The sequence below is a fragment of the Streptomyces sp. NPDC127038 genome (genome assembly GCF_042725875.1).
Classification (GTDB): Bacteria; Actinomycetota; Actinomycetes; order Streptomycetales; family Streptomycetaceae; genus Streptomyces.
Genome location: NZ_JBHXDQ010000005.1, coordinates 144198 through 171174, shown reverse-complemented (window position 1 = coordinate 171174; position 26977 = coordinate 144198). Strand labels below are relative to the sequence as shown.

Annotated in this window: 24 protein-coding genes and 1 riboswitch; of the genes, 9 read left to right on the top strand and 15 right to left on the bottom strand. The window is 73.2% G+C overall.

Annotated elements, in window-relative coordinates; translation table 11 throughout:
- Positions 1 to 18: 18 nt before the first annotated feature.
- Positions 19 to 528: a DUF664 domain-containing protein gene (locus tag ACFWI4_RS05990; RefSeq protein ID WP_387191445.1), complete on the top strand. Its 510-nt coding sequence runs from the start codon at positions 19 to 21 to the stop codon at positions 526 to 528.
- Here the strand turns inward: ACFWI4_RS05990 and ACFWI4_RS05985 are convergent.
- Together ACFWI4_RS05985 and ACFWI4_RS05980 are read right to left on the bottom strand one after the other, a co-directional pair.
- Entirely contained in the window at positions 516 to 1580 is a 1065-nt protein-coding gene (locus tag ACFWI4_RS05985; protein WP_387191443.1) for an adenosine deaminase, read from the bottom strand. The genes ACFWI4_RS05990 and ACFWI4_RS05985 overlap by 13 nt on opposite strands.
- A gap of 91 nt (positions 1581 to 1671) precedes the next feature.
- Positions 1672 to 2064, bottom strand: a complete 393-nt coding sequence (locus tag ACFWI4_RS05980; protein WP_387191441.1) for a VOC family protein — start codon at positions 2062 to 2064, stop codon at positions 1672 to 1674.
- Positions 2065 to 2360: 296 nt separating this feature from the next.
- Between ACFWI4_RS05980 and ACFWI4_RS05975 the strand changes: the two genes are divergently transcribed.
- Positions 2361 to 3170 carry a phosphatase PAP2 family protein gene (locus ACFWI4_RS05975; RefSeq protein ID WP_387191439.1) on the top strand — a complete coding sequence of 270 codons (810 nt, stop codon included), beginning with the start codon at positions 2361 to 2363 and terminating at the stop codon, positions 3168 to 3170.
- Positions 3058 to 4281 carry a sodium-dependent transporter gene (locus tag ACFWI4_RS05970; RefSeq protein WP_387191437.1) on the top strand — a complete coding sequence of 408 codons (1224 nt, stop codon included), beginning with the start codon at positions 3058 to 3060 and terminating at the stop codon, positions 4279 to 4281. The genes ACFWI4_RS05975 and ACFWI4_RS05970 overlap by 113 nt, the downstream gene beginning before the upstream one ends.
- A 141-nt stretch (positions 4282 to 4422) precedes the next feature.
- Here ACFWI4_RS05970 and ACFWI4_RS05965 read toward each other — a convergent pair whose 3' ends face one another.
- The 3 genes from ACFWI4_RS05965 to ACFWI4_RS05955 form a co-directional block, all read right to left on the bottom strand.
- The gene (locus ACFWI4_RS05965) at positions 4423 to 5031 is read right to left on the bottom strand and encodes a hypothetical protein (protein ID WP_387191435.1); all 609 of its coding nucleotides are present in this window, start codon (positions 5029 to 5031) and stop codon (positions 4423 to 4425) included.
- A 62-nt stretch (positions 5032 to 5093) separates the two neighbouring features.
- A complete protein-coding gene (locus ACFWI4_RS05960; RefSeq protein WP_387191433.1) occupies positions 5094 to 6461 on the bottom strand; it encodes a phospholipase in 1368 nt (455 codons plus the stop codon).
- A gap of 111 nt (positions 6462 to 6572) precedes the next feature.
- Positions 6573 to 7394 carry an alpha/beta fold hydrolase gene (locus ACFWI4_RS05955; RefSeq protein WP_387191431.1) on the bottom strand — a complete coding sequence of 274 codons (822 nt, stop codon included), beginning with the start codon at positions 7392 to 7394 and terminating at the stop codon, positions 6573 to 6575.
- A 221-nt stretch (positions 7395 to 7615) separates the two neighbouring features.
- Positions 7616 to 7708: riboswitch (TPP riboswitch) on the top strand.
- Here ACFWI4_RS05955 and ACFWI4_RS05950 point away from each other — a divergent pair.
- The 3 genes from ACFWI4_RS05950 to gndA all read left to right on the top strand — a co-directional run bounded on the left by ACFWI4_RS05950 (position 7700) and on the right by gndA (position 11660).
- Positions 7700 to 9100 carry a purine-cytosine permease family protein gene (locus ACFWI4_RS05950; protein ID WP_387191429.1) on the top strand — a complete coding sequence of 467 codons (1401 nt, stop codon included), beginning with the start codon at positions 7700 to 7702 and terminating at the stop codon, positions 9098 to 9100. (Overlaps the previous riboswitch by 9 nt.)
- 72 nt (positions 9101 to 9172) lie before the next feature.
- Positions 9173 to 9973: a bifunctional hydroxymethylpyrimidine kinase/phosphomethylpyrimidine kinase gene (thiD, locus tag ACFWI4_RS05945; RefSeq protein WP_387191427.1), complete on the top strand. Its 801-nt coding sequence runs from the start codon at positions 9173 to 9175 to the stop codon at positions 9971 to 9973.
- Positions 9974 to 10217: 244 nt separating this feature from the next.
- The gene (gene gndA / locus ACFWI4_RS05940) at positions 10218 to 11660 is read left to right on the top strand and encodes an NADP-dependent phosphogluconate dehydrogenase (protein ID WP_387191425.1); all 1443 of its coding nucleotides are present in this window, start codon (positions 10218 to 10220) and stop codon (positions 11658 to 11660) included.
- A 100-nt stretch (positions 11661 to 11760) separates the two neighbouring features.
- On the opposite strand, the gene ACFWI4_RS05935 is transcribed toward gndA, so the two are convergent.
- The 5 genes from ACFWI4_RS05935 to ACFWI4_RS05915 form a co-directional block, all read right to left on the bottom strand.
- The gene (locus ACFWI4_RS05935) at positions 11761 to 13218 is read right to left on the bottom strand and encodes a hypothetical protein (RefSeq protein WP_387191423.1); all 1458 of its coding nucleotides are present in this window, start codon (positions 13216 to 13218) and stop codon (positions 11761 to 11763) included.
- A gap of 57 nt (positions 13219 to 13275) precedes the next feature.
- Positions 13276 to 14013: a pyruvate formate-lyase-activating protein gene (gene pflA, locus ACFWI4_RS05930; RefSeq protein WP_387191421.1), complete on the bottom strand. Its 738-nt coding sequence runs from the start codon at positions 14011 to 14013 to the stop codon at positions 13276 to 13278.
- Positions 14010 to 16268 (bottom strand): formate C-acetyltransferase, encoded by a 2259-nt coding sequence (gene pflB / locus ACFWI4_RS05925; protein ID WP_387191419.1) that lies wholly within the window; start codon positions 16266 to 16268, stop codon positions 14010 to 14012. The genes pflA and pflB overlap by 4 nt, the downstream gene beginning before the upstream one ends.
- A 173-nt stretch (positions 16269 to 16441) precedes the next feature.
- Complete coding sequence (locus ACFWI4_RS05920; protein ID WP_387191417.1) at positions 16442 to 16882, bottom strand: pyridoxamine 5'-phosphate oxidase family protein; 441 nt, start codon at positions 16880 to 16882, stop codon at positions 16442 to 16444.
- A gap of 226 nt (positions 16883 to 17108) precedes the next feature.
- A complete protein-coding gene (locus ACFWI4_RS05915) occupies positions 17109 to 17999 on the bottom strand; it encodes a pyridoxamine 5'-phosphate oxidase family protein (protein ID WP_387191415.1) in 891 nt (296 codons plus the stop codon).
- Between the two features lie 264 nt (positions 18000 to 18263).
- On the opposite strand from ACFWI4_RS05915, the gene ACFWI4_RS05910 reads away from it, so the two are divergent.
- A complete protein-coding gene (locus ACFWI4_RS05910) occupies positions 18264 to 18857 on the top strand; it encodes a hypothetical protein (RefSeq protein WP_387191413.1) in 594 nt (197 codons plus the stop codon).
- A 206-nt stretch (positions 18858 to 19063) separates the two neighbouring features.
- Here ACFWI4_RS05910 and ACFWI4_RS05905 read toward each other — a convergent pair whose 3' ends face one another.
- The 4 genes from ACFWI4_RS05905 to ACFWI4_RS05890 form a co-directional block, all read right to left on the bottom strand.
- Positions 19064 to 19948, bottom strand: a complete 885-nt coding sequence (locus ACFWI4_RS05905) for a universal stress protein (protein WP_387191411.1) — start codon at positions 19946 to 19948, stop codon at positions 19064 to 19066.
- Positions 19949 to 20193: 245 nt separating this feature from the next.
- Positions 20194 to 20814 carry a hypothetical protein gene (locus ACFWI4_RS05900; RefSeq protein ID WP_387191409.1) on the bottom strand — a complete coding sequence of 207 codons (621 nt, stop codon included), beginning with the start codon at positions 20812 to 20814 and terminating at the stop codon, positions 20194 to 20196.
- A 203-nt stretch (positions 20815 to 21017) separates the two neighbouring features.
- Positions 21018 to 21839: a universal stress protein gene (locus ACFWI4_RS05895; RefSeq protein WP_387191407.1), complete on the bottom strand. Its 822-nt coding sequence runs from the start codon at positions 21837 to 21839 to the stop codon at positions 21018 to 21020.
- Between the two features lie 209 nt (positions 21840 to 22048).
- Positions 22049 to 22897 (bottom strand): universal stress protein, encoded by an 849-nt coding sequence (locus tag ACFWI4_RS05890; RefSeq protein ID WP_387191405.1) that lies wholly within the window; start codon positions 22895 to 22897, stop codon positions 22049 to 22051.
- Positions 22898 to 23174: 277 nt separating this feature from the next.
- Here ACFWI4_RS05890 and ACFWI4_RS05885 point away from each other — a divergent pair, with 277 nt between their 5' ends.
- Together ACFWI4_RS05885 and ACFWI4_RS05880 are read left to right on the top strand one after the other, a co-directional pair.
- Positions 23175 to 23639, top strand: coding sequence for a cyclic nucleotide-binding domain-containing protein (locus ACFWI4_RS05885; RefSeq protein WP_387191403.1), 465 nt, complete (start codon positions 23175 to 23177; stop codon positions 23637 to 23639).
- Between the two features lie 148 nt (positions 23640 to 23787).
- Positions 23788 to 24492, top strand: coding sequence for a response regulator (locus ACFWI4_RS05880; RefSeq protein WP_387191401.1), 705 nt, complete (start codon positions 23788 to 23790; stop codon positions 24490 to 24492).
- Between the two features lie 36 nt (positions 24493 to 24528).
- On the opposite strand, the gene ACFWI4_RS05875 is transcribed toward ACFWI4_RS05880, so the two are convergent.
- Positions 24529 to 26913 carry a glycoside hydrolase family 65 protein gene (locus tag ACFWI4_RS05875; protein WP_387191399.1) on the bottom strand — a complete coding sequence of 795 codons (2385 nt, stop codon included), beginning with the start codon at positions 26911 to 26913 and terminating at the stop codon, positions 24529 to 24531.
- Positions 26914 to 26977: the final 64 nt, after the last annotated feature.

Genomic DNA, 26977 nt, shown 5'->3' with positions numbered 1-26977 from the left:
ATGCGCGATGGTGGTCCCATGCTTGCCAAGGACATCATCGTCGACGGATTCGGCCGCGTCCGGGAAGAGGTCCACGCCGCTGTCGGCGGCCTCGCGCCCGAGGTCCTCAACGCCCGCCCCGCCGAGGACGCGAACTCGCTCTCCTGGCTGGTCTGGCATCTCACCCGGGTGCAGGACGACCACGTCGCCGACGCGGCCGGGACCGAGCAGGTGTGGTTCACCGGGGACTGGGGCAAGCGCTTCGGGCTCGACCTGCCACGGGCCGACACCGGGTACGGGCACACCTCGGCGCAGGTCGCCCGGGTCCGGGTGGAGTCGGGCGACCTCTTGCTCGGCTACCACGACGCCGTCCACGCGCGGACCCTCGAGTTCGTCGGCGGACTGGCCGCCCAGGACTTCGAGCGGGTCGTGGACGAGCGCTGGGACCCGCCGGTGACCCTGGGCGTGCGCCTGGTCAGCGTCCTGTCCGACGATCTCCAGCACGTCGGACAGGCCGCCTACGTACGCGGGCTGGTTCAGACGCCGTAGCCCGGGAGGACGACGTCCTCGATGAGGGCCCTGCGCTCGTCGAACGGGATGAAGGCGCTCTTGACCGCGTTCACCGTCACGGTCCGCAGGTCCTCCAGGCCCCAGCCCGCCTCCTCCACGAGCAGCGACATCTCCCGGGTCATCGTCGTCCCCGACACCAGCCGGTTGTCGGTGTTGAGGGTGACGCGGAAGCCCAGGTCGCGCAGGGCGGTGATGGGGTGTTCGGCGATGGACGTCGCCGCGCCGGTCTGGAGGTTGGACGTCGGGCACATCTCCAGGGCGATGCGGCGGTCACGCACCCAGCCCGCGAGCCGGCCCAGCTTGCCGTCCACGATGTCCTCGGTGATCCGGACGCCGTGGCCGATGCGCTGGGCGCCGCAGACCTGGAGCGCCTGGTGGATGCTGGGCAGACCGTGCGCCTCGCCGGCGTGGATGGTGAACGGGACGCTCTCGCGGCGCAGGTGCTCGAAGGCGGCCAGGTGGTCGGCGGGCGGGAAGCCGTCCTCGGCACCCGCGATGTCGAAGCCCACGACCCCGGCGTCCCGGAACGCCACCGCGAGGTCCGCGATCTCGCGGGTCCGGTCGAACATCCGCATCCCGCACAGCAGGGTCCCGACGCGTACCGGGGTCCCGGCGGCGGCCGCCTTCGCCATGCCGGCCGCGAGACCCTCCTGCACCGCCTCGACGACCTCGGGCAGGGTCAGCCCGCCGTTGACCATGAGCTCGGGCGCGTACCGCACCTCGCCGTAGACGACCCCGTCCTCGGCGAGGTCGAGGACGTACTCCTCGGCCGTGCGCAGCAGGCCCTCCCGGGACTGCATCACGGCGAGGGTGTGCTCGAAGGTGGCTATGTAGCGGACCAGGTCGCCGGAGTTGGCGGCCTCGTAGTACCAGTCGGCCAGTTCCCGCGGGTCCGTGGTGGGCAGGGTGTGGCCGACGCTCTCCGCGAGCTCGACCAGGGTGGCCGAGCGCAGGCCGCCGTCCAGGTGGTCGTGCAGGACCGCCTTGGGCAGGCGGCGGATCGTGTCGATGTCGATGCGGGGCGCGGTCATGTGCGGTGTTCCTCGGCAGACGGTTCGGATCGGGAGGGTACGAAAGGGGCCGGCACTCTCCGGGAGCGTGCCGGCCGGTGCGGGTGGACGGTCAGCCCGCGGGCTGGAGGAGGTCCCAGCGGTTGCCGTACAGGTCCTGGAAGACGGCGACCGAGCCGTACGGCTCGTGGCGCGGCTCCTCCAGGAAGGTCACGCCCGCGGCGCGCATCCGCGCGTGGTCGCGGGCGAAGTCGTCGGTGTACAGGAAGAAGCCGACGCGTCCGCCGGTCTGGTCGCCGATCCGGCCGCGCTGCGCCTCGTCCTTGGCCCGGGCGAGCAGCAGCCCGGTGCCGTTCGCGTCCGCACCCGGCTCGACCACGACCCAGCGGGAGCCGTCGGGCCGCGGGGTGTCCTCGACGAGGCGGAAGCCGAGGGCTTCGGTGTAGTGGCGGACGGCCTCGTCGTAGTCGTCGACGACGAGGGTGACCAGGGCGATGCGTCTCATCGGGCCTCCAGGGTTATACGTAACACGTAGGGTACGGCATCCCTCGTGGACCGCCCGCGTCCGCCACGCGCCCGCCCGCCGGACGAGAGGAAGCCGATCTTCTTGGGCCCCTCGGGAACGATCCCGGCCGCCAATCGTCTACAGTTGTGTAGACGAAATCGACAGGGCAAGCGATGCGGCCTGGCACCTGCGGGTGCTCCGCCGTGCGCGTGCCCGCCGTGGAAAGGGGCCACGCCCATGTCCGCCGTCCCGGGCGTCGTACCCGAGCCCGCGGCCGACGCCGTCCCGGCCCGGCCGTGAAGCGCCAGAACACCGGCGACCTCGCCGCGTCGACCGCGGTGGGGAGCCTGGTCGCCTTCGTGCTGCTGACGCTGATCGTGACCGGCCGCGACGGCGCTCCCCTGCTCCTCGACTCCCGGCTCACCTCCTGGTCGGTCGCGCACCGCCCGGACGTGGCCCTCGCCCTGGCGCGCGGTGTGACCTACACCGGCACGGGAGCCGTCCCGTACGCGCTGGCCGTCGTGGCCGGTCTCCTCCTGGGCCGGACGGCGCGGCAGCGGGCCGTCGCCGTCGCCGCCTGCGTGGGCGCCCTCGGGGCCGCGCAGGCCGTCCGGTTCACGGTGATGTCGCTGGTCGCCCGCCCCAGGCCGCCCGTGTCGGACTGGGCCACCCACGCCTCCGGCTGGTCGTTCCCCTCCGGGCACACCACCACCTCCGCCGTCACCGCCGGACTGCTGATCCTCGCGGTGACCGCCCGCGCGCCGCAGACCCGCAGGACGCTCGTCGCGCTGATCGGCTGCTGGGCCGTGCTGGTCGGCCTGTCCCGCGTCTACCTCGGCGTCCACTGGTTCTCGGACGTCGTGGGCGGCTGGCTGTTCGCCGTCTGCTGGCTGAGCCTGCTCCTGTACGTCCTCACGCGCTTCCTCCCCTCCACGTACTCCGCGATATCGGCGCCCCGTCTCCGCCCAGGTCCCCCGACGGAAGAGCGCCCCGATGAACCCCGAACACCCGGCGACCCGCACGACCCCCGCGCCCCGGACGACGCCGAAGCCGACGGCTCCGACGCCCGCGACCCGAACGAGATCCCCCCTCGCCCTGCTCCGTGACCACCTCGGCTGGGCGGTGAGCGCCGCCTATCTGGCCGCCGCGACCGTGCCCGCCCCTGGCCTGTGGCTGCGCCGCACCCACTGGCTCGGCCCCTCCTCGTTACCGGGCATCCCTTTCACCACGGCTCCGTTCCTGCTGTCCCTGGTCCTGTTCACGGCGGGCCTGCAAGTACCGCTGAGCGAACTGCGCGCGCTCGTCCGCCGCCCCACGGCACTGCTGACGGGCCTCGTGCTGCACCTGGTCGCACCGCTGCTGATCATCCCGGGCGTCGCGTTCGCCCTGCGGCAGTCGCCCGACAGCGACGGGGGAAGCGGGCTGGTCACGGCGATGATCCTCATCGTGGCGATGCCGGTGGCGGCGGGGGCCACGGTGTGGACCGGCAAGGGGGAAGGCTGCCAGCCGACGGCGGTGGGGCTCGTCCTGGCGTCGACGATCGTCAGTCCGCTCACGCTCCCGGTGACGCTCGCGGCCCTGTGCCCGCTGCTGCACGGCCCGTACGCGGGCTCGCTCGCGGACGCGGCCAGGACCGCCGGCAGCGGCTTCGCCCTCACGGGAGTCCTGCTGCCCTGCGGCGCGGGAATCCTGTGCCGTCTGGTGCTGCCGGACCGCCCGGCCGCGCTCCTGGTCGGCGCGGCCGCCCCCGCGGCGATGCTCGCCTCGCTGCTCCTGACGTACGTGAACGCGAGCGGGGCCCTCGGCCCCTTCCTGGCGCACCCGGAACCGGTCCTGTTCACGGCGGCGGTGACGGTCGCCGCCACCGTCTGCGGGCTGTCGTTCGCGCTGGGCCTGGTCACCAGCCGGGCCCTGCGCCTGGACGCACCCGCGGGCGCGTCGGTCACCCTGGCCTGCGGCATGAACAACAGCAGCGCGGGCGCCGTCCTGATCACGACGACACTGCCGGACCGGCCGCACGTCCTGCTGCCGGTGCTGGCGTACAGCCTGCTCCAGAAGGCGGCGGCCGGCCGGGTCGTACGGGCCGGACACCGCCCCCGCGCGCACGTGCTGCCGGAGCGGCGCACGCGGTGGACGTCCCGCACTCCGGCGACGGCGGACCGCGCCCCCGGCGAGGACCCCGGGAAGGCTCATGGCTCACGTACCGCCGACCCGTAATTGCCCGGCGGACAGCGCTCTCGGTGCCGTACCGGCCGTCGCCGGTGTCGCGTACCCGGTGCGGCCCGGGACACGGCTGCCACGGCTCGCGGTGACGGCGATCGCGTCCGCGGTGGGGCCGGGGTCAGCCGGCGTCCAGGGTCAGCCCGCGTCCGGGGGGAAACCGTGGATGCCGTCGACCACGGTCGTTCCGTCCGGGATGTCGAGGGGGCAGATGCCCCAGTCGCGGGCGATGGCCATGACGTGCTGCTCGTCCGGCATGGCGGCGTGCCAGTCGTCCCACTCGGCCTCGCCCCACCGCTCACGCCCTTCCTCGAGCCCCCGGAGGCCGACGCCGAGGCGGCGCTCGATCTCGGTGGGCTCGCCGAGTCGCATGAGCACATCACCGACGCAGCCGTCGTAGCAGTAGGCCCGGACGACTCGGCCGGCCTCCACTCTCGCCCAGGCGTGGCATTCGCCGACGCGGTCGGTGCTGAAGTACTGGAGTTCTCCGAAGCGCCGGCCCAGCGACCCGAGCCACGCCAGGACGGCGGGCCCGTCCCCGTCACGTCCGGCGTCGAGGTCGATCCGGCCGTGGGCGAGGGTCCAGCCGTCCACGGGGGACGCCACGAACACACCCTTCCTGTACGCCGCTTCGGTACCCGCGTCCCAGTCCATGGCCACGCGACCGGCCAGCCCGAGCGCGTCGGCGACGGCGCCGCCGCTCGCGCCGGGCACGGCCAGCCAGGACGTCTTGTATCCGATGCCCATACTGATCCCCTCCCACGTCGGTGGGGGAATCCTGCCGCAGGGCACTGACAGACGCCCTCCGACTACGGATACACGTACGTGTTCAGGGTGTTCACCGCCGACGCCGGGTCGCCCAGGTCGTAGCGGTCGACCGCAAGGTAGTTGGGCTTCTTGCGGGCGGCCGGTTCGCAGAAGCGGCGGGCCCGGTCGGCGAGTTTGGTGTTGTCCGTGCTCGCGGTCCCGGCGATGGTGGCGTCACGGAAGTGGTTCATGACGAACAGGGGGCGGAAGCCCGGCTCGGTGTCGGTCAGCGGCACGTTCGTGTCCGCGCCGTACCAGCGGCTGTAGCAGGACCAGTCGGAGGAGCCCAGGCCCGAGCCCATGGACCAGTAGTTCTCGACGGTCCACTCGCGCTGGTACATGACGCCGAAGCTGTCCCGGGTCAGTCCCGCGGACTCGTCGGCGGCACGGCTGTGGTCGGTGAAGATGAGCAGGCGGTGCCCGGCGGCGGTCAGGTCGGCGAGCTTCGGCCAGCCGTGCTCGCGCACGCCCGTCTGATCCGGGCGGTACAGGACGTCGGACAGGCCGTTCACCCGGGCGAGTTCGGAGCGCAGCACCCCGGGGTCGACGTAGTCCTCCAGGAACACGGTGACGAACTGGTCGGGGTGCTGCTTGAGGAAGTCGACCATGCGCTGGAGGTCGACCCAGAGCGCGACCGGCTTGCTGACGAGTGTGCAGCTGTCGTGACAGAGGATCGCGCCGTCGGGCGTCTGGTGCAGGTCGAGCATGAACCCTCGTACACCGTCGGCGAGTTGCTGGTTGATGCCGCGGTTCTGGTTCGGGAAGAAGTTGACGAAGGGCGGGGCGAATCCGCCGTCCACGCCGTTCGCGTAGGCGTTGTGGGCGGTGAGGAACGTGACCTGGTCCAGGGTCCGCTGGTCCTGGGCCGGCATCGGCCGGGTCTGGGGCGTGACCGGGGTGAGGTACCAGGAGGCGAGGCCGCCCGAGGAGCCGACGGCCAGCTGGGCCGGGTAGTTGGCACCGGCGGTCTTGTCTGTGACCGTCAAGTAGCTGTTCGTTCCCGGGACTTTGAGCGTGTACTGGTCGGCGCCGGCCGGCGCCACCTCCCAGGCGGCGTCGGCGCTCGTACAGGCGACGGTCCGGGCCTGGTCTCCCGAGCGGCCCAGACAACTGCCCGCGGTGTCGGCGCTTTCGAGCACGTAGGAGGATCCACTCTGGCGGAGGGTCCACTGCTGGTGGTCCTCGTTGCCCCTCGGATTGTGCTGGACGACCGCCCCCGAACTGTCGGCGGCGTTCAGTCCCGTGACGGCGCTCTGGACGTAATAGGCGCCCGGGGTGGGGACGTCGGCGGCGCGCGCGGGCGCGGGCACGGCGAAGACGGTTCCCAGTACGGCGGTGGCGGCGAGCAGGGAGCGTCGGCTCGGTCTCATGGCACGTGGTCCCTTCCTGTGGGGAGCATGAGCATGCCATGCGGAGATACGCCGGTGGGCATCGGCGGACGGCCGGGGTACAGATCGCGTCAACCGGCAGGGGCGGGGCGCCTACCGCGTGCCCGGGTGCTCGATCCGCGTGACGAACGCGGCGAGGTCGGCGACCACCCGTTCGGGCTGTTCCCAGTGGACGGAGTGCCCGGTCTCCGGGTAGGCGAGGAAGTCGGCGCCGTGGACGGCGTCCAGGATCGTCTGCTGGTCCTCGCGCGGCAGGAACTCGTCCTGTTCTCCCCAGACGACGAGCGTGGGCACCAGGATGCCGCCGAGGGTCGCGCGGAGATCGGTGTCGAGGAGCCCGCGCGCGGTGTCCTTCCAGACGTGCGCCGGAAGCTTCAGATTCTCCTCGACCATGGTCTCGACGAAACCCCGGGCGATCGGGCGGGCCACCGTGTCGGCCAGGAAGTCCTCCACGAACGCGCGCGGCACCGGATCGGACAGGGCTTCCATCGCGCTCACCAGTGCGGTGACGGCAGGCTTGTCCGCGAGGGTGCCGGGGACACCGAGCAGCACCAGGCCCGCGATGCGGTCGGGATGGCTGCCGGCCACGACCCGGGCCGGAACACCGCCGCTGGACGCCCCGACCAGCACGGCCCGGGGGATCTCGACGGCGTCCAGGAAGGCCACCAGGTCGGCGGCGAAGTCGTCGGGAGCGTAGCCCTCCGCGGGACGGTCGGCGTCGCCGTGCCCGCGCTGGGTGGGCGCGTAGCCGTGCAGGGACGCCGGCAGGCGCCGCAGCAGGGGCTCGAAGGACCACCAGGAGTCGCCCAGACCGTGCACGAAGACGACCGGTGTACCACTGGGGTACCCGGCTTCGGCGTACGGGAGGGCGAGCCCTTCCCGCACCTGCGCGGACTTCAGGGAGATCACGGTCACGGCACCCTGCCTCCTTCCGCCCGGCCACCGGTGTCCGGGAACCCGGGAGCGGAGCGCGAGCGGCGATCACTTCCGACAGTACCGAGGGGCGGCACGCGCCGCGCTGCGAACCAGTCCGCCCGCACCGTTCGAATGAACCGGAGCACGCGCGGGCGCGCGCCGGTCCGGGCGAGTGAGGACCCGCTCCCGCTCCGTCGCCGGGAACGGTTAGGGTGTCCGTCGTACCGGACACGGGGTGCCCTGCGAGGGCTGAGATCACACCCGTCGAACCTGAACCAGTTCGTACTGGCGGAGGGATGTCTTCCATGCCATTGGCGCATGTTTCCGGCGGGCTGCCCGCCGACGGCCGGCCCGCCGTCTTCGACGGGCGGATGCCCGCCGCACCCGGCGACCTGCGGGTGGAGGGGCACGGCATCGAGCCGGTCCCCGAGAGCAACCGTTACGGCGGGGCCGGGCGCCTGTTCACCGTGTGGTTCGCCCCGAACCTGACGATGACGGGCGTGTTCACCGGCACCATCGGCGTCACGCTCGGCCTGGACTTCACCACCGCCCTCGCGGCGGTCGTCCTCGGGACCGTGCTCGGCGCACTGCCCACCGCCGCCCTCAGCACCTGGGGCGGGCTCACGGGCACCGGCCAACTCCCGCTCGCACGGCTCGCGTTCGGCAGGTCGGTGGCACTGCCCGGGCTGCTCCAGTGGCTGTCCTCGGTCGCCTGGGACGCGTTGATCGGCCTGTTCGGCGGGGACGCGCTGGCCCGGCTGTGCGGCTGGCCGTTCTGGGCCGGTGTCCTGGTCATGATGGTGGCCCAGGGCGCTCTGGGCGTGCTCGGCTACGAGGCCATCCACCGCCTCCAGATCGTCATGACGTTCGTGCTCGCCGTGGCCTTCGCGGTGATCGCCTGGCGGATGCTCGGCGGGGTCCACCCCGCGACGACGGGCTCCGCGTCCGGCGCCGACCGCGCGGGCGCGTTCGTGCTCACCAGCACCATCGCGCTGAGCCTGTCGCTGTCCTGGGCCCCGTACGCGTCGGACTTCAGCCGCTATCTGCCCCGTGACACGTCCCGCCCGAAGATGTTCTGGTGCACCCTGCTCGGACTGGTCACGTCGTTCGTCGCCGTGCAGGTCCTCGGTCTGTGGGGTGCGTCGGTGCTGACCGACCAGACGGCGGCGGGCGTGGACACCCTGCTGGGCGGCGGTGCCGCGGGCGCGTTCGGGCTGCTGGCCGTGGCGCTGGCCGCGGTGTGCAGCAACGCGATGAACGACTACAGCGGTTCCCTCGCCCTCCAGACGCTGGGAGTCCGGATCCCGCGCCCGGTGGCCGCCGCGCTGGCCGCCGCGCTCGGCTTCCCGCTGGTGCTGTGGATGCACGCCGCCGACACCACGGCCCGCTTCCAGAACGTGCTGCTGTTCGTGGGCTACTGGATCCCCGGGTTCGTCGCGATCGTCGTCGTCGACTGGATCGCCCGCGGGCGGGAGCGCGGCGGAGCCCCGCTCGACATCGCCGCCGAGACGGCCCGTCCGCGTTCGGGGCGGATCTCGCTCGTGGCCTTCGCGGGGGCGTTCGGCGCGGCCGTGCCGTTCATGGACACGAGCCTGTACGTCGGTCCGGTGGCCGACGCGCTGCACGGCGCCGATCTCTCCTACTACGTGGCGTTCCTCGTCGCCCTCGCCCTCTACGCCCCGCTGCGGCTGCGCCGTCGCGTCTGAGGGACCGCCCGCCCGCCGCTCCGCCGGCCGGGGCCCTCGCGCCCGTGGCCGAACCCGAGAGGAACTCCCCGTATGACCGCACCGCCCCGCGTCCTGACGATCGCCGGATCCGACTCCGGCGGAGGCGCAGGAATCCAGGCCGACCTGAAGACCATGCTCGCGCTCGGCGCCCACGGGATGAGCGTGCTGACCGCCGTGACGGCACAGAACTCCGTGGGTGTGCAGGGGGCTTGGGAGCTGTCCGAGGACGCGGTACGGGCCCAGTACCGCAGTGTCGTCGACGACATCGGGGTCCAGGCGGTGAAGACGGGGATGCTCTCGTCGCCCGGACTCGTCACCGCTGTCGCCGAGTTGCTGTCCGACGTGGGCGCCCCGGTCGTCGTGGACCCGGTGAGCGTCTCCAAGCACGGGGACAAGCTGCTGGCCGACGACGCGCTGGAGGCCGTACGGACCCGGCTGTTGCCGCGGGCGACGGTGGCCACCCCGAATCTCGACGAGGTCGCCCAGCTCACCGGGGTGAAGGTGGGCGACGAGGCCGGCCTGCGCAGGGCCGCCGGCGCGCTGCTCTCCTTCGGCCCCCGCTGGGTGCTGGTGAAGGGGGGTCATCTGCCGGGCGAGGCCGTCGACCTGCTCACCGACGGCACTGCCGAGCACTGGCTGCGGGCGCCGCGCCTCGACAACCGGCACACGCACGGCACCGGGTGCACGCTCGCGTCGGCCATCTCGGTGGGGCTGGCCGAGGGCCTCGCGGTGCCGGAGGCCGTGCGGCGGGCCAAGGCGTACGTGACCGCCGCGATCGAGGCGGGCTTCGCGCTCGGCGCCGGAATCGGCCCGGTGGACCACGGTTGGCGGCTGCGCCGCGACAACGGCTGACCCGCCGCGGCCCGCGGGATGCGGCTCGCGGGCCGCGCCCCGGCCGTCCCTCCCCCGACACCAAGCCGGCGGCCCGGCGCCCCGCCCGACCCGGCACCCGACACCCGTACCGCGGTCCCGCGCAGCTCCTGGCGCGGACGGTGAACACCCCGGCCCCTCCCGTGCGTACTGATCGGCACAGCGACAGTCGTCTGCTCTCCCGTCAGGTACGCGGACAGGCAGATCCGGATCCAAGGAGCACACCATGAAGGCGACCGCGCAGATCGGCGTCACAGGGCTCGCGGTGATGGGCCGCAATCTGGCCCGCAACTTCGCCCGGAACGGCTACACCGTCGCCGTCCACAACCGCACCCCCGCGCGCACCAAGGCACTGGTCGAGGAGTTCGGGCACGAGGGCGCCTTCGTCGCGGCCGAGACGGCCGAGGACTTCGTGGCCGCGCTGGAGCGCCCCCGCCGCCTGATGATCATGGTGCAGGCGGGTGCGGCCACCGACGCCGTCATCGAAGAGTTCGCCCCGCTGCTCGAAGACGGCGACATGATCATCGACGGGGGCAACGCCCACTTCTCCGACACCCGCCGCCGCGAGCAGTCGCTGCGCGAGCGCGGCATCCACTTCGTCGGCGCCGGGGTGTCCGGTGGCGAGGAGGGCGCGCTGAACGGGCCGAGCATCATGCCCGGCGGCTCCCCGGAGTCGTACGCCTCGCTGGGTCCGATGTTCGAGTCGATCAGCGCCAAGGTGGACGGCGAGCCCTGTGCCACGCACATCGGCACGGACGGCGCCGGCCACTTCGTCAAGATGGTGCACAACGGCATCGAGTACGCCGACATGCAGCTCATCGGCGAGGCCTACGACCTGCTCCGCCGTGTCGGGGGCTACACCCCGCCGCAGATCGCGGAGATCTTCCGGCGCTGGAACAAGGGCCGCCTCGACTCGTACCTGATCGAGATCACCGCCGAGGTCCTGGCCCACACGGACGCCTCCACCGGGCAGCCGTTCGTCGACATCGTGGTGGACGCCGCCGGGCAGAAGGGCACCGGCCGCTGGACCGTGCAGACCGCGCTGGACCTCGGCTCCCCGGTCACCGCCATCGCGCAGGCGACCTTCGCCCGCGCCGCCTCCAGCCAGGACGGGCTGCGCGCCGCCTACCGCGGACTGCCCGGCGGCACCCACTGGGACCTGACGGGAACCGAGGCCGAGCGCTTCACCAGCCAGGTGGAACACGCCCTGTACGCCTCGAAGCTGATCGCGTACGACCAGGGCTGGAAGATGATCCTGGACGCGGCCGCCGAGTACGGCTGGGACATCGACCTCGGCGAGGTGGCGAAGATCTGGCGGGGCGGCTGCATCATCCGCGCCGCGTTCCTCGACCGGATCCGCGCCGCGTACGCAGTCGACCCGGGCCTGGTCAGTCTGCTGTCCGACGCGGGCTTCGCCACCGAGATCAAGGACGCCCAGGTCCCGTGGCGCGAGGTCGTCTCCATCGCCACCCGCAGAGGCGTCCCGGTGCCCGCGTTCTCCGCGGCCCTGTCGTACTACGACACCCTGCGCGCCGACCGGCTGCCCGCCGCCCTCACCCAGGGCCAGCGCGACTTCTTCGGCGCCCACACCTACCGGCGCACCGACCGTCAGGGCAGCTTCCACACGCTGTGGGGCGAGGCGTCCCGCGAAGAGACCGAGATGCTCTAGGACCTGACGGTCCCGCACCTCGGGCCGACTTGTGAGTGAGGAGCGGGCCGCACCCCCGGCGAGGAAGGTGCGGCCCGCTCTCGTCCGTCCGCCGGACGACTCAGCCGGACGCTCCCGCGGGCGTTTCCAGCCGGGCCACGAGATCCTCCATCACCGCGCGCGGCAGCGACGGGTTGGCGGCCGCCGCGCCCGCCACCCTCGGCTCGGGGTCGGAGAGCAACTGCACCATCACCCGCGGCGGGAGTGCGGGGTGAAGGGCGGCCGGCGGCTTCGCGTGACGGTCCGCGAGGCAGGCGATCAGGGCGTCGGCGGACGCGTTCCGGTGGCGGGCGATCTCCTTGAGCACCTTGTGCAGGGGTGGTGACCGCCGGGCCAGATGCTCCAGCAGCTCCGGAGTCGCGTCGGGGTTGGCCGCGACCTTGGCCAGGACCATCACGCCGTAGCGGTCGGCCATGGCCCGCAGCCGGCCCTCTGTCAGACCCCGGTGCGGAGCGACGGACTTGACCACCTTGGCGTCGGGGTCGCAGGCCAGCGCGTCGCGTATGGCGGGCGGCAGATCACGGCGCTGGGCCACGAGCGCGCGGACCTCTGGATCCCGCGACCGGGCGAGCTCCTCCATCTCGGCGCGGGAGGCCGCGGAGACCCGGGGCAGCCGCACGCCCCCGAGCTCGGAGGTCGCGGCCAGTTCGATGAGCACGTCGATCGGGACCCGGGGATGGTACGCGAGGCTGCGCCGCACCTGGCGGTGCCCGTCCCCCGCCAGTACGCGGATCACGTCCTCGCCGATCGTGGGGTTCTCGGCGAGGTCGGCGCGGACGCCCGGGACGGGGTCGGCCGCGAGCCGCAGACACACCTGCGGGGGCAGGTCCGGGCGGGCGGCGAGTGTCCGGCGTATCCATGTCGCGGGATGGTCCGCGAACCCGACGACCGCTTCCGTCGGCGTGGCGGGGTTGCGCAGGGCCGCGACCTGGATGCTCTCGATGCCGGACTCCTGGGAGCTCTGCCGGGAGGCGCCCGGTCCCTCGCCGGTGAGGAGGAGCGCGGCCAGCACGTGCGGGGGCGTGGCCTCGTTGGCCGCCACGGCGCGGCGGACCTCGGCGTGCGGATGGTCCGCGAGCCGGGCGGCCGCCGCCGCGGTCGTCCACAGCGCCAGCTCCACGACCACGTCCCGTTCGCTGTCGGCCGCGAGCGTCTCCACCACGTCGTCCGGGAGGCCGCGGCAGGCGGCCAGCTTCTCCCGGCGCCACGCCACCGGGTCCACCACGAGGACGCGGGCCCACTCCGGGCTGCCGCGTCCCTCGTCGAGCAGCGCGAGGGCGGTGTCCGGATCGGCCAGGGGATCGACGTCGGCGGCTGTCAGCTTCCCCATGTAGGCGAGCCGCACCCCGCTCTCGCGGGCACGCGTGAACAGGGCGACCGCCTGCGCGTGACGCAGGTCCTTCCGTCCGGCGAGCTCGTGGGCGACGTCGGCGTCGGCGTCCGCGACGGCGATGAGCCGGTCGACCAGCTCGGACGGCAGAGCGGCGTTGGCGGCGAGACCGCTCAGGACATGGTTCACAGGGGGCATCCTGCCCAAGCCCCGGTGCCGCGTGCCGGGATTTTCCCGGCGCCCGGGTCACTGGGCGGCGAGTCCGTGGGACCTGAACTGCTCGCGGACGCGCTCGGTCAGGGCGGGGCCGGGCACGGGGGTGTCCTCCAGGGGGAACGGGATGCCGAGGGCCTCGTACTTGGGAGCGCCCAGCTTGTGGAAGGGGAGGACGTCCACACGGTCGACGTTGCCGAGTCCGGAGAGGAAGGCGGCGAGGCCGTCGACGGTCTCGGGGGCGTCGGTGCGGCCGGGGACGAGGACGTAGCGGATCCACACCGGCACGCCGAGGCGGTCCAGCCTGGTGGCGAAGTTGAGCGTCGGGGCGAGTTCGCCGCCGGTGAGCGCGCGGTAGGCGGCCACGTCGAAGGACTTGACGTCGAGCAGCACCAGGTCGGTGTCCGCGAGGAGTTCGTCGCCGGCGCGGGCGCCGAGGAAACCCGAGGTGTCCAGCGCGGTGTGCAGTCCGGCCTCCTTGCAGCGGCGCAGCACCGCGCCGGTGAAGGCCGGCTGGAGCAGCGGCTCGCCGCCCGTGACGGTCACGCCTCCCCCGGCGGCCGTCACGAACGGCCGGTACCGCTCGATCTCCTTCATCACCTCGTCGACGGTGACCTCGCGTCCGTCCCGCATGTGCCAGGTGTCGGGGTTGGCGCAGTAGAGACAGCGCAGCGGGCAGCCGCTGACGAAGAGGACGAACCGGGTCCCGGGACCGTCCACGCCGGTGGACAGGTCCCAGGAGTGGATCCGGCCCGTCGTCACCGTCGTCACAGCGTTCCGTGGAAGGTACGGCTGATCACGTCGAGCTGCTGTTCACGCGTGAGGCGAACGAAGTTGACGGCGTATCCGGAGACCCGGATGGTCAGCTCCGGGTACTTGTCCGGGTTCTCCATCGCGTCCTCCAGGGTGGCCCGGTCCAGGACGTTGACGTTCATGTGGAAGCCGCCGCAGGCCATGTACGCGTCGAGGATGCCGACGAGATGGCCGGCGCGCTCGGCGGGCACGTGTCCGAGCCCCTCCGGGGTGATCGTCGTGGTCAGGGAGATGCCGTCGCGGGCGTGGTCGTAGGGCAGCTTGGCGACGGAGAGGGCCGACGCGGCGACCCCGTGCCGGTCGCGGCCGTTCATCGGGTTCGCGCCGGGCGCGAAGGGCGCCCCCGCGCGGCGGCCGTCGGGCGTGTTGCCGGTGTGCTTGCCGTAGACGACGTTCGACGTGATCGTCAGCACCGACTGGGTGTGTTCGGCGTCCCGGTAGGTGGGGTGCTCGCGCACCTTCGTCATGAAGGAGTCCACCAGCGCGACGGCGATGGCGTCGGCCCGGTCGTCGTTGTTGCCGTACGCCGGGAACTCGCCCTCCGTCTCGTAGTCGACGGCCAGCCCGGTCGCGTCGCGGATCACCCTGACCCGGGCGTACCTGACGGCGGACAGGCTGTCGGCGGCGACGGAGAGACCGGCGATGCCGCAGGCCATGAAGCGGTGCACGGGATGGTCGTGGAGCGCCATCTCGATACGCTCGTAGGCGTACTTGTCGTGCATGTAGTGGATGACGTTGAGCGCGTTGACGTACGTCTCCGCCAGCCAGTCCAGCATGACGTCGTAGGCCTTCGACAGCTCGTCGTAGTCCAGGTACTCCCCCGTCAGCGCCGGAGTCGCGGGGGCGACCCGCTCGCCGGTCATCTCGTCCCGGCCGCCGTTGACCGCGTAGAGGAGCGCCTTGGCGAGGTTGACCCGCGCGCCGAAGAACTGCATCTGCCTGCCGACCGCCATGGCGGAGACGCAGCAGGCGATCGCGGTGTCGTCGCCGGTGCGGGGCCGCATCAGTTCGTCGGACTCGTACTGGACGGCGCTGGTGTCGATGGAGACCTGGGCGCAGAACTCCTTGAAGCCGGAGGGGAGTCGGGGCGACCACAGGACCGTGAGGTTGGGCTCGGGGGCCGGTCCCAGGTTGTAGAGGGTCTGGAGGAAGCGGAACGAGGTACGGGTCACGAGGGGGCGGCCGTCCTCGCCGAGGCCGCCGATGGACTCCGTGACCCAGGTCGGGTCCCCGGAGAACAGGGCGTCGTACTCGGGGGTGCGCAGGAACCGTACGATCCGCAGCTTGATCACGAAGTCGTCGATCAGCTCCTGGGCCCCGGCCTCGTCCAAGCCGCCCGCGGTCAGGTCGCGTTGGAGGTACACGTCGAGGAAGGTCGACGTGCGGCCGAGCGACATCGCCGCGCCGTTCTGTTCCTTCACGGCGGCGAGGTAGCCGAGGTAGAGCCACTGGACGGCCTCCCGGGCGGTGGCCGCCGGACGGGAGACGTCGCACCCGTACGTCGCCGCCATCCGGGTCAGTTCACCCAACGCCTTGATCTGCTCGGCGAGTTCCTCGCGGTCGCGGATGACGTGCTCGGTGGACGGTCCGGTGTCGAGCAGGGCGCGTTCCGCGCGCTTGGCGGCGACGAGCCGGTCGGTGCCGTACAGCGCGACCCGCCGGTAGTCGCCGATGATCCGGCCCCGGCCGTAGGCGTCGGGCAGGCCGGTGATGATGCCGGCCTTGCGGGCCGCGCGCATCGCGGGGGTGTACGCGTCGAAGACACCGTCGTTGTGGGTCTTGCGGTGGGTGCCGAAGACGCGGGTGACGAACGGGTCGGGTTCGTAGCCGTACGCCTTCAGTCCGTTCTCGACCATGCGCAGACCGCCGTTGGGCATGATGGCGCGCCGCAGCGGCGCGTCGGTCTGCAGGCCGACGATCAACTCCCGTTCGCGGTCGATGTATCCGGGCGCGTGCGAGGTGATCGTCGACGGGGTCGCGGTGTCGACGTCGAGGATTCCCCTCCTGCGTTCCTCCGGGAAGAGGGCGCTGACCTTGCCCCAGACGGCCCGGGTGCGCTCGGTCGGACCTGCCAGGAAGGCGGCGTCCCCTTCGTAGGGCGTGTAGTTGGCCTGGATGAAGTCACGGACGTCGATGCGCTCGCGCCACGCCGTTCCGGCGAAGCCCTGCCATGCCTCGGCCGTCCGGCTCTCGGCCGTCACCGTTGTGGTCATCGCCGGTCTCCCTCGCACAGTGTCGGATGATCCGCGCGTCGGCGCCGTCCACGCCCTCCGCGCTCTCCACGCTGTCGATCCTTGTCCTGCGGGGCGCCGCGGGCGAGGGCCGGACAGTGCAGGCCCGGGGCACCGATGGCCCTCGTCCGGGGGCCGTTCGGCCCAGCTGGGCGTCAGGAGGGCAGGTCGACGCCGTACAGCGTGATGCCGCCGACGAGCTCGCGCCCGGTGACCAGTTCGGACGTGATCCGGATGAAGACGTCGTGGGGCGAGGCGACCCAGGAGCGGGGTCCGGTCCGGGTGAGGCGGTCGTGTTCGGCGGGATCGTCCACCACCACGGCACGGCCCGTCACGACCACGCTCCATCCCGAGTGCGCCGCCGCGTCCACGGCGTCGGCCTCGAACGCCACCACCACGCCGTCGATGGAGCGCGCCAGTTCGGAGTCGGCGGACGTCCGCAGCACGACGGCGGACTCGGCGTCCAGGCTGAAGTTGACCGGCAGGACCGCCGGGAGGGCGTCCCGTGTGTGGACGACCCGGCCGATGGCCGCGTCACCGAGCCGGTCCAGGCACTCCTGCCGGCCGAGTTCACGGAAGCCGTCGTTGGGATTCATCACCGGAGCCACCTCTCACGCGCCGGGGCGACACAGCAGTACAGCGACATACGGTTCAGGCTCCGACGAGGGACGCGGCCGGAACAGGGTCCATTGGTCCCGGGCGGCCGGAGACCGGCCGCTTCCGTGGCGCTCTCCGCCGGACCCCGTCGCCGGCGCGACGGACCGGGGCACCGCTCCACCCGCGGCCGGTCCCCGCGTCACCGGTCCCGGCCCGCTCCTGGCCTCATCGCACGACGATCCGCCGGCCGGAGATGCTCTCCTCGGCCACGCACACCCACAGGTCGCGCTCCGGGCCGCCGGCCCAGGGGGCGCTGTGGGCGAGGGCGTCGAGCCGCCGGACGGCGTCGGGGTGGGTCTCGGTCCGGGCGTGTCCCTGGACCAGCACGCTCCAGCCCTGGGAGAGGGCCTCGTCGATGTGATCCACCTCGAAGGCGACCCGGGCTCCGACCGCCGCCGCGGGTGCCGAACCGGGTGCCGTCCGGAACACGACCGACCCGTCGACGACGCTGTAGTTGACGGGAAGGACCAGGAGCCCGTCGGAGGTGTGCAGGGCGATCCTTCCGACGCCGTGCGTCGACAGCCGTGTCCGGCACTCCTCGGGGCCGAGTGCGACCAGCTCGGAGTGCGCGGCGGCCCGGCCCGCGCCCGGCGGCAGATCCGCGTCGCCGCCGTGCAGTGCCGAGACGCTGGATTCCAGGGCGTCCGCGATCCGGATCAGGGCACCCGCCCCGGGCATCGCGCTCGGCCGGCTCTCCAGGTAGCGGAGGTACTCGGGGGTGATGCCCGCGCGCGCGGCCACGGTCTCCCGGGTCAGCCCGAGTTCCGCGCGCCGTGCGGAGATGCGCCGTCCGACGTCACCCGCCCCGGCGGGTGTCGCGCCCGGACCCGAGAAAGGGCCCGCGTCAGGGGTCGAGGCCGGGGACGGACCCGCTCCCGGGGCCGGGGGCCCCGCCCAGGAGGCCGGGGGCGTCGCCAGGGTGGGGCGCCGTGGTGCCGTCCCTGGTCCGGGGTGCGCGAGGGACGGCCCGCCCGGCGGGTCCGCCCGGCCCGGCGTCCAGCCGTTCGTCGCCCGGCACACCTGGTCGACGTTCACGCTTCGTGTCTGCTCCGACATCGTCCATCACCCCTTCTCGGCGGGACGTCCCCGGTCGCCCGGAGCTTCCGGACGACCCGAACCGTTCCTGCCGCGACGGCGGGCAGTGCCTCTGCGACAGCCCGTTCAGCGTGCGTCACGGCCTCGCACATCCAGTCTGACCGGGGCAGATGCCGCGCACGAGGGCCGATCGGTCCTCTTCGCGGGACCGGACGACCTCTGCCACCGCTCGCGCGCGCCGCGATCCCCTTGCACTGTTGGGGTGTAACGAGGAGGTGCGGTGCCATGCGCGGAGCACGGGGAGCAGAGGGTGCGAGGCAGTGGTGCTGGCGCTGGCGGAGGAATCCGCTGCGTCGCCGTGACGACGTCTTCGAGGCGTGGATCGTGCTGATCGTCTGGACGGTGATGGTGCTGGGCGGCATCTTCGTCGGCCTGGTGACGGCCCATGCCGCCGACGCGTCCTTCAGCCGGCTGCGGCACGACCGGCACGCGGTCCCGGCCGTGCTGGTGGCCAGTACGGGTTCGGCCGTGCCCGCCGGGGAGAGCGCGGTGTACGACCATGTCCGGGCGATGGTGCGCTGGACGGCGGCCGACGGGACACCCCATGTCGCCAGCGCCCTGGTGGACTCCGGGCACCGGGCCGGAGAGCGCGTGATGATCTGGCTTGACACCCGCGGCCGTCCCACCACGGCACCGCCGACCGGCAGCGCCGCGGCGACCGAGTCGAGTCTGCTGGGCGTCGGCGCCGCCGTGGCCCTGGGCGGTCTGGTCTTCGGCGCCGGCGGCCTCGCCCGGTGGCGGCTCGACCAGCGGCGCTACAACCGGTGGGCGCGCGAGTGGGAACGGCTCGGACCGCAGTGGGGCCACAAGACCCCGTGACGACGGCGTCCTGGACACCCGGGACTCGACGCGAGGAAGGGCCCCGGGAGACCTTCCCGGGGCCCTTCCTCGTGTGCCGGTGACCGGCGATCCGGTGGTTGGATGACCGGTGAACCATTGTCCGGGTGACCGGTGAACCGGTGGCCGAGTGGCCGGGTGGCCGGTGAACCGGTGGCCGGTGGTCTGGTGACCCGGTGCAGGGGCCGTCAGTCGTGCGGGACCACCGCGACCGGTGCCGTGGAGTGGTGCAGGACCGCCTGGGTCACCGGCCCGACATGAGCGCCGACCGGGGACTGGCGGTTGCGCCGGCCGACGACGACCAGCGCCGCCTTCCGGGACGCCTCCACGAGATGGCGGCCGGCACCGCCGATCACGGCCTGTTCGCGCAGCCCGACGGCGGGGAACTTCTCCTGCCAGGGGGCCAGGACCTCGCTGAGCTGCTGCTGCGCCTGGGCCACCAACGCCTGGTCGGTCTCGGCGTCGGACGCTCCGCTGTAGCCGTAGTACGGCGGCAGGCTCCAGCCGTGGACGACGTGCAGGTCCGTCGCCCTGCGGGCCGCCGCCCGGAACGCGAACGCGATCACGGTGGCGTCCGGGTGCTCCAGGTCGAGCCCGAGCACGACCCCCTCACGCCCGGAGACTTCCGCGGGCCCCGCCTCGGCTCGTACGAGCACGATCGGGGTCCGGCTGCGTGCCACCATGGCCTGCGCAACGGACCCGGTCAGGAACCCGGCGACTCCGCCGAGACCCCGGGACCCGAGCACCAGCAGCTCGGCGTCCTCCGAGGCGGCCAGCAGCGCGGGGACAGGCTGCTCGGCGACCCGCTCCCCGCTGACGGACAGCCCGGGGTGGTCAGCCGCGAGCTTGGCCGCGGTGTCGCGCGGCAGACGTTCGGCCCATTCGCGCCGCGGGTCCTCCGAGGGCGGCGGAACCGCGACGCCGGCCAGCGGGCTGTACACGTAGGGATGCCACAACCAGGCGTGCACGAGATGCAGCCGGGCGTCCGTTCGCCGGGCTTCACGGGCTGCCCATTCGGCCGCGGCGAGACTCTCGGGCGAGCCGTCCAGACCGGCAACGATCGTGCTGGACATCTGAGGACCTCCTTGAGGGATGCATGATCAGTCTTGCGCCGGCGAAGGCCCGGCGGGAGGGGCCGCTGGTCCCCGGCGGGGGCCAAACGGCCCGGGCGGACCGGGACTTGGTGCCCAGCCGTACGGCGACGCCGGTGGGCCGTGCGACCTCGCGGGTGCCCCGCCGCGGCCGGAGCAACCCGCCCCCGCGACGCGGTGGGGCGCCCCCGCTTCCTCGCGGGGGCGCCCCACCGACGGGTCCGCGGTCATCGCAGCCAGGGGCTCCGGCTCACGAGGGGAAGCCGCTCCCAGAGGCGGCCCAGACCCCAGGTGGCACCGGCGCCCGCGGCGGCCAGGGCCACGAGGACCACCGCGTAGATCACGTGGTAGTCGGCGAAGGGGTTGGGCGACATGGTCGGCGAGCCGTCGGACAGATGCCGGGCGGGCGGCCATTCGGCGAGCCACATGAACGCCATCATCACGGTGCCGGACACCGCGGCGAGCCGCAGGGCGACTCCGGCGACGAGGGCGACACCGACACCCAGCAGGCCGGCCATGAACAGCCAGTCGACCCAGTCCTCGCCGGCCCAGGAGTGGAACGTCGACTTCATCGGTCCGGCGGCGACCGAGCCCAGGAAGCCCTTGGTCGGCGAGCCGCCGTCGATCCAGCCCTTGCCGGACGGGGTGGCGTAGCCGAGGCCGAAGGTCTTGTCGAGGAAGGCCCACAGGAAGACGAACCCGGTCAGCAGGCGCAGCCCCGCGAAGGCGTACGAACCGGCCGTCGCGGCCGACGCGTTCACGGCCTCGTCCGCCCTCAGCGCCGAACGGGTGCCTCGCGACGGAAGGCGGAGCCCTGTGTGCCGGTGGGGTTGCTCGTGGACTGCCATGATGCTGATCCCTCCCAGGAGTGTTAAGGGTGTACGACACGGTCGTGGGGTCGTGCCCCGGACCCGACTCGGACCGGGCTCGGACCGGGCTCGCGCTCTTCCTCGGTGCTCTTCGTTCGTGCTCTCGTCGGCATGCTCAATGTCCCGCCGCCGCAAGGGAGTTCGGAGGGGTCGCGAGGCCCTGACGGCAGGGCCGAAGGTCCCTACTCGGGGTCCCCGCCCGGGACCAGCACGACCGGGCAGTGCGCGTGACGCAGCAGGACGCGGGCGACCCGCCCGGGCCGGTGCCCGCGTCGGCGCGCGCCGACGACCACGACGACGGCCCCGCGGGTCGCCTCCACGAGCGCGTGCACGGGCCGGACCGGTCGCGGCAGACCCGGCCACGCGAACGGAGAAGTGCCCGGGAAACCCCGGTCCGTGGGCGGCAAGCCACCGGCCCCGGACGTGCGCCGCCCGTGCCGGGGCGACCGGCTGCGGCCCTCACCCGGCGCCGGGACCCGGTGACCGGCGTCCGCGGACCGGGAGGCCCCGGCGCGCAGCACCCGCAGACGGGCACCCCGGCGCTCCGCCTCCGCGAAGGCGAACGCCGCGCCGTCCAGGTCCGCCTCACCCGCCGGCCAGAACAACACCGCGCCCTCCGGAACCCCTTGAGCGCCCCCGACGACGAGCAGCGGGCCACCGGTGCGCGCGGCCAGCCGGCGGCTCACCGACCCGGCCAGGAACGTGCCGAGCACGCCGAGCCGCCGTGTGCCGACGACGGTGAGCTCGGCGTCCCGGCCGTGGTCCGCCAGAGCCCTGACCGGGCTCCCCGGCACCGCGAGGGCCGTCACCGGCAGACCGGGACAGCGCCCGCGGGCCCGTGCAACGGCCGTGGCGAGCACGGGTCCCGCGCCGTCCACGTCGGGCACGGCGTACACGATGTCCAGGGCGGCTCCGCGCAGCACCGCCTCCTCCGCGGCCCGGTCCAGCGCCCGTACGGCGGCGACGGAACCGTCGACGCCTACCGTCACCTGACGCGAGGTCATGTCCGTTCCTCCACTGTGCTGTCGGTCGGCGGGCCACCGAGCGGCGCTCCCGGACGGGTGAGCAGGGGCGCGGGCGGACCATGCCCGAGGGCGGCCCATGGCCGGGGATGGGCCACGGCCCGGGAGTGGGCCACGGCCGGTGGTGAGCCACCGCCCGGTGGTGAGCCACCGCCCGGGGGTGGGCCATGTCCCGTGCCCTGCGCGCCTGTTCAGGTGTGCGGGACCACCGCGACGGGGCAGTCGGCGTGGTGCAGCGCGGCGTGGGCGACCGGGCCGAGGTAGGTGCCGAAGCGGCTCTCCCGCTCCCTGCGTCCCACCACCACCAGGGCGGCCCCGGCCGCCGCGCGGACGAGGTCGGCGCCCGGACGGCCCTCCAGGACGGTCTCGGCGACGGGCACGTCGGGGAACTTCCCGCACCAGGGGCCGAGGGCGGCGACGACGGCCTGTTCGTGCTCGGCGAGCAGGCGCGGGCCGTCCTCCCGGGCGAGCCGGGGGGCGGTGACGGGGTCCGGGGCGCCGTAGACGTGGACGGCGTGCAGCACGGCACCGCGGAGCCGGGCGGCGTGGAAGGCGAACGCGACGACCTCGTCGTACGTCTGGCCGGTGCCGAGGCCGAGGACGACCTCGCGGTCCCGGTCCGGGGTGCCGGCGCGGACCAGGACGACGGGGACCGGCGACCTGGACACGATCCGCTGGGAGATGGACCCCAGCAGATAGCCCGTGGCGCCGCCGAGGCCACGGGACCCGAGAACCAGCAGGTCCGCCTCGTCGGCCGCGGCCAGGAGGGCGGTCACCGGTGCGTCCTCGGCGGGCCGGCCGAGGACCCGCAGTCCGGGGTGCGCCGCGCACAGCCCGTCCGCGACACCGGTCAGCAGGTCCTCGGCCCGGTCCCGCCGGGGGACGTCGGACCGCGCGGACCCGGCGGATGGCTCGTGCCACTGCCACGCGTGCACGAGACGGAGCGCCGTACCCCGGCGCAGTGCCTCACGGGCCGCCCAGTGGGCCGCGGCCAGACTCTCCGGGGAACCGTCGATCCCCGCTGCTACCGGTCGGAGCATGATCCCTACCTCCAGCGTCCCGTGCTCGGCCGGGGCGCCACGGACCGGGCGTAGGTCGCGGCTGCGGTCGCCGCCGTCCGTGGCATGTCCCCGTCCGTCGAGCGTGGTCCGGGGGCGAAGCCCGTGGGCAGGTGCCGGGCGGTCCCCTTCGGCGGGGTCCTTCGGCCCCGGACCGGGCCGTGCGGCCCGCGACCGGGGCCGGACGGCCCCTGGTGGGTGACGCGCCCCGGGCGGAGATTGGGGGCGGAAGGATCGCGCGCCAGGAAGAGGCAGGATCATGAGTGCTTCCACCACGACCACCATGCTGCGGGCGCTGCCCGCCGACCGGCGCGAACAGCTGCTGAGGGTGGCCCGCGAGGTGTCGTTCGCCGAGGGCACCCGGCTGTTCGAGGAGGGCCGCCACGCGGACCGCTTCTGGATCATCAGGACCGGCACGGTCGCCCTCGACCTGCGGGTCCCTGGCCGCCGCCCGGCGGTCATCGAGATCCTCGGCCACAACGAACTCGTCGGCTGGTCCTGGCTGTTCGCCCCGCACGTCTGGCATCTGGGCGCCGAGGCGACGAGCCCGGTGCGCGCCTACGAATTCGACGCGGAGGAGGTCCGGACGCTCTGCGCGGACGATCCGGGACTCGGCATGGCCGTGGCCCGGTGGGCGGGCGCGATCGTCGGTCACCGGCTCCAGTCCGCCCGGACCCGGCTGCTCGATCTGTACGCCCCCTACGGCAGCGGCAGCGCGCGCTGAGACCGCCGCCGGCGGCGCGACGCCGGTGGACCGGCATGGGACCGGACCGACATGGGGCCGGTCGGCCCTAGTGCGTCGGGCCCGGAGGAGTGATGATCGAACGGAGCGGACTCCTGGTCCGCCGTCCATCACTGAACAAGGGGTCGTCATGGCCGAGCCGCGTACGTTCTCCGAGCAGAACCCGATCAGGGTCTTCCTGCTGGACGACCACGAGGTGGTGCGCCGTGGTCTGACCGACCTCCTGGACGCGGAGCCCGACATCTCGGTGGTCGGCGACGCGGACAGCGTCGAGCACGCGCTGGTGCGCGGCCCGGCGCTGCGGCCCGACGTGGCGGTGCTCGACGTGAGGCTGCCGGACGGCGACGGCATCAGCGTCTGCCGTGAGCTGCGCAGCCAGATGCCCGAGCTGTCCTGTCTGATGCTGACGTCGTTCGACGACGAGGAAGCGCTGCTCGACGCGATCATGGCCGGGGCCGCGGGCTATGTGCTGAAGCAGATCAAGGGCTCCGACCTGATCTCGGCGGTCCGTACCGTGGCCTCAGGACAGTCGATGCTGGACCCGACGACGACCGCCCGGCTGATGCGCAAGCTGCGTACGGACCCGGCGGAGGAGCCGCCCCTCTCGCAGGAGCTCGCCGGCCTCTCTCCGCGCGAGCGGGACATCCTCGCGCTGATCGGGGACGGGCTCACGAACCGGGAGATCGGCAAGGAGCTCTATCTGTCCGAGAAGACGGTGAAGAACCACATCTCGCGGCTGCTGGCCAAGCTCGGCGTGCAGCGGCGCGTCCAGGCGGCGGTCCTGGCCAACCAGCTCGAACACCCGGAAGCCGCCGCCCACCACACCACGCGCTGATTCCCGCTCCGCCAGGCAGCGCCCGCGCCTCGCCCGTCAGGGCGCGTGGTCCGGCAGGGTCAGGGTGCAGGACTCGCCCGGCGCCACCGTGACGGTGCGGTCCGCCAGGGAGATGTCGATGGGCGGCTCGTCCGAGGACGGCACGCTCACGTTGAGCCTGCCGGCGCTCAGGCGCAGCTGGACACCGCGATGCCCCCGGTAGCGGATCGCGAAGCCGTACTCGGACAGCTCGGGTGGCGGGACCGGGTCGAAGCGCAGCGCTGCGCCACGGGTCTCCAGACCGGTCAGTCCGCGCTGGACGAGGTCGAGGGTGCCCGCCATCGCGCCCAGGTGGATGCCCTCCCCCGTGGTGCCGCCCTGGACGTCCGCGATGTCGCCCCGCAGCGCCTCGTGGATGTACGTCCAGGCGTCGGCGCGCCGGGCCCGGCCCAGCACCCAGCCGTGCACCAGGCTGCTCAGCGTCGAACCGTGGCTCGTGCGCCGCAGGTAGTGGTCGACGGTGCGCCGCCACTGGGCGTCGTCGACCTCGTGTCCGAGCCTGCGGAACTGGGCGCCGAGCTCGGCGGGCGAGAAGAGGTAGCCGAGCATCAGCACGTCCGCCTGCTTCGAGGCCTGGTAGCGGTTGACGCTGTCGCCCTCGGCCTCCAGGATCCGGTCGAGCCGTCTGATGTCCCCGTACCGCTCGCGGTAGCCCTCCCAGTCGAGTTCCGCGAGGTCCCCGTAACCCTCGAACTGGCTGATGACACCGTCGTGGAAGGGCACGTACAGGCGGTTCGACAGCTCGTGCCAGAGGTCGAGTTCGGCGGGGTCGAGACCGGTCCGCTCGACGAGGTCGCGGCGCAGCAGTTCGGGGAGCTCGCCCAGCACGTCGAGGGTGCGGGCGAGCGTCCAGGCGGCGGTGACGTTGGTGTACGCGTTGTCGTCGAGCCCGGGCCGGTCCGCGTCGGGGTAGGCGTCGTGGTACTCGTCGGGTCCGACGACCCCGCGGATCCGGTAGCGTCCGAGCGCGTCGTCGTGCTCGGCGGAGCCGGCCCAGAAGCGGGCGATCTGCACGAGCATCTCGATGCCCTTGGTGTGCAGGAACTCGGTGTCGCCGGTCGCCTCGCAGTACTGCCACACGTTGTACGCGATCGCCGATCCGACGTGGTGCTGAAGCCGTGAGTGGTCCGGGAGCCAGCGCCCCGACCGGGGGTTCAGGTGCAGTTCCTGGGTCTCCTCGCGGCCGTCGCTGCCGCTCTGCCAGGGATACATCGCACCGGTGCGTCCGCTGTCCCGGGCCGCCCGCAGGGCCCGCTCCAGGCGGCGGTGGCGGTAGGTGAGCAGCGAGCGGGAGACCTCGGGGAAGTGGAGGTTCAGATAGGGCAGCACGAAGAGTTCGTCCCAGAACACGTGCCCCCGGTAGGCCTCGCCGTGCAGTCCGCGCGCGGGGACGCCGACGTCGAGCTCGGCGGTGTGCGGGGAGAGGGTCTGGAGCACGTGGAAGAGGTGCAGGCGCAGGATCGGGCCGACGGTGTTGCGGACGTCCATCTCGGCGTTGCGCCACAGCTGCTGCCACGCCGTGCGGTGGGTGTCGAGGAGCGTCTCGAAGTCCGGGGCGCCGCCGGCCCGCTCGACGGCCGCGTTCAGCGGGTCCTTGATCGCCGCGTCGCGGGAGGTGTGCAGGGCCACCGTCTTGTCCACGGTCACGGTCCGGCCGTCGGTGAGGGCGATCCGGAGCACCTGGGCGGCGCGTCCCGGGCTGTGCGCGTCGCTGGTCACGGCGGGCGCGTCGGTGACGGTCCTGGCGGCCAGTCCGACGCCGATCTCCGAGGCGGTGGTGCGGCAGCTCAGCCAGACGGTGTCCGGTTCCCCGGTGCCGGTCCGGACGTCCCGCAGATGGTGGGAGGCCAGGGCGCGGTAGCGCTCGACGCCGCTGTTGGTGACCGTGCCGTCGAGGGCCGACTCGATCTCGACGGTCCCGGACCAGCCCTCGGCGGTCAGTTCCGTACGGAGCAGGGCGAGGTGGGGATCGGCCATGTGGACCAGCCGCAGCTGCCGCACGGCGAGGCGCCGGCCCTCCTCGTCCTCGTAGCGCGTGGTGCGTTCCAGGGTGCCCGCGACGAGGTCGAGGCGGAGCCGGTGGTCGAGGAGCCGGTGGGAGTCGGGGGTGAGCCAGGTCCCGGTGGCGGTCCGGACGCGCAGCGGCAGCCAGTTGGGCAGGTTGACCATGTCCTCGTTCTCGACCTGCTGTCCGGCCACCTGTGAGGTGAGGCGGTTGTAGCAGCCGGCCGCGTACGTGCCGGGGTAGTGGACGGAGTCGGCGGCGCACTCGGGGGCCGCGCCGCGGGTGGCGAAGTACCCGTTGCCGAGGGTGCACAGCGATTCGCGCAGGCGTTCCTGCGCCGGGTGGTAGCCCTCGTAGTCCCAGGTGAGGTCGTCCATTCCCCCATCCTCGGGTACGGGTGGGCCGCCGTCCTCGCGGCACGCGCGGGGCGGCGGCCCCGGT

What these genes read in the sequence shown, in the direction of transcription:
- ACFWI4_RS05950 (WP_387191429.1), top strand. Translation starts at nt 7,700, where the DNA reads ATGCCATTGGCGCATGTTTCCGGCGGGCTGCCCGCCGACGGCCGGCCC.
- thiD (WP_387191427.1), top strand. Translation starts at nt 9,173, where the DNA reads ATGACCGCACCGCCCCGCGTCCTGACGATCGCCGGATCCGACTCCGGC.
- ACFWI4_RS05915 (WP_387191415.1), bottom strand. Translation starts at nt 17,999, where the DNA reads ATGTCGGAGCAGACACGAAGCGTGAACGTCGACCAGGTGTGCCGGGCG.
- ACFWI4_RS05980 (WP_387191441.1), bottom strand. Translation starts at nt 2,064, where the DNA reads ATGAGACGCATCGCCCTGGTCACCCTCGTCGTCGACGACTACGACGAG.
- ACFWI4_RS05900 (WP_387191409.1), bottom strand. Translation starts at nt 20,814, where the DNA reads ATGGCAGTCCACGAGCAACCCCACCGGCACACAGGGCTCCGCCTTCCG.
- ACFWI4_RS05920 (WP_387191417.1), bottom strand. Translation starts at nt 16,882, where the DNA reads ATGAATCCCAACGACGGCTTCCGTGAACTCGGCCGGCAGGAGTGCCTG.
- gndA (WP_387191425.1), top strand. Translation starts at nt 10,218, where the DNA reads ATGAAGGCGACCGCGCAGATCGGCGTCACAGGGCTCGCGGTGATGGGC.
- ACFWI4_RS05985 (WP_387191443.1), bottom strand. Translation starts at nt 1,580, where the DNA reads ATGACCGCGCCCCGCATCGACATCGACACGATCCGCCGCCTGCCCAAG.
- ACFWI4_RS05990 (WP_387191445.1), top strand. Translation starts at nt 19, where the DNA reads ATGCTTGCCAAGGACATCATCGTCGACGGATTCGGCCGCGTCCGGGAA.
- ACFWI4_RS05875 (WP_387191399.1), bottom strand. Translation starts at nt 26,913, where the DNA reads ATGGACGACCTCACCTGGGACTACGAGGGCTACCACCCGGCGCAGGAA.
- ACFWI4_RS05965 (WP_387191435.1), bottom strand. Translation starts at nt 5,031, where the DNA reads ATGGGCATCGGATACAAGACGTCCTGGCTGGCCGTGCCCGGCGCGAGC.
- ACFWI4_RS05895 (WP_387191407.1), bottom strand. Translation starts at nt 21,839, where the DNA reads ATGACCTCGCGTCAGGTGACGGTAGGCGTCGACGGTTCCGTCGCCGCC.
- ACFWI4_RS05960 (WP_387191433.1), bottom strand. Translation starts at nt 6,461, where the DNA reads ATGAGACCGAGCCGACGCTCCCTGCTCGCCGCCACCGCCGTACTGGGA.
- ACFWI4_RS05885 (WP_387191403.1), top strand. Translation starts at nt 23,175, where the DNA reads ATGAGTGCTTCCACCACGACCACCATGCTGCGGGCGCTGCCCGCCGAC.
- ACFWI4_RS05905 (WP_387191411.1), bottom strand. Translation starts at nt 19,948, where the DNA reads ATGTCCAGCACGATCGTTGCCGGTCTGGACGGCTCGCCCGAGAGTCTC.
- ACFWI4_RS05970 (WP_387191437.1), top strand. Translation starts at nt 3,058, where the DNA reads ATGAACCCCGAACACCCGGCGACCCGCACGACCCCCGCGCCCCGGACG.
- ACFWI4_RS05910 (WP_387191413.1), top strand. Translation starts at nt 18,264, where the DNA reads ATGCGCGGAGCACGGGGAGCAGAGGGTGCGAGGCAGTGGTGCTGGCGC.
- pflB (WP_387191419.1), bottom strand. Translation starts at nt 16,268, where the DNA reads ATGACCACAACGGTGACGGCCGAGAGCCGGACGGCCGAGGCATGGCAG.
- ACFWI4_RS05880 (WP_387191401.1), top strand. Translation starts at nt 23,788, where the DNA reads ATGGCCGAGCCGCGTACGTTCTCCGAGCAGAACCCGATCAGGGTCTTC.
- ACFWI4_RS05890 (WP_387191405.1), bottom strand. Translation starts at nt 22,897, where the DNA reads ATGCTCCGACCGGTAGCAGCGGGGATCGACGGTTCCCCGGAGAGTCTG.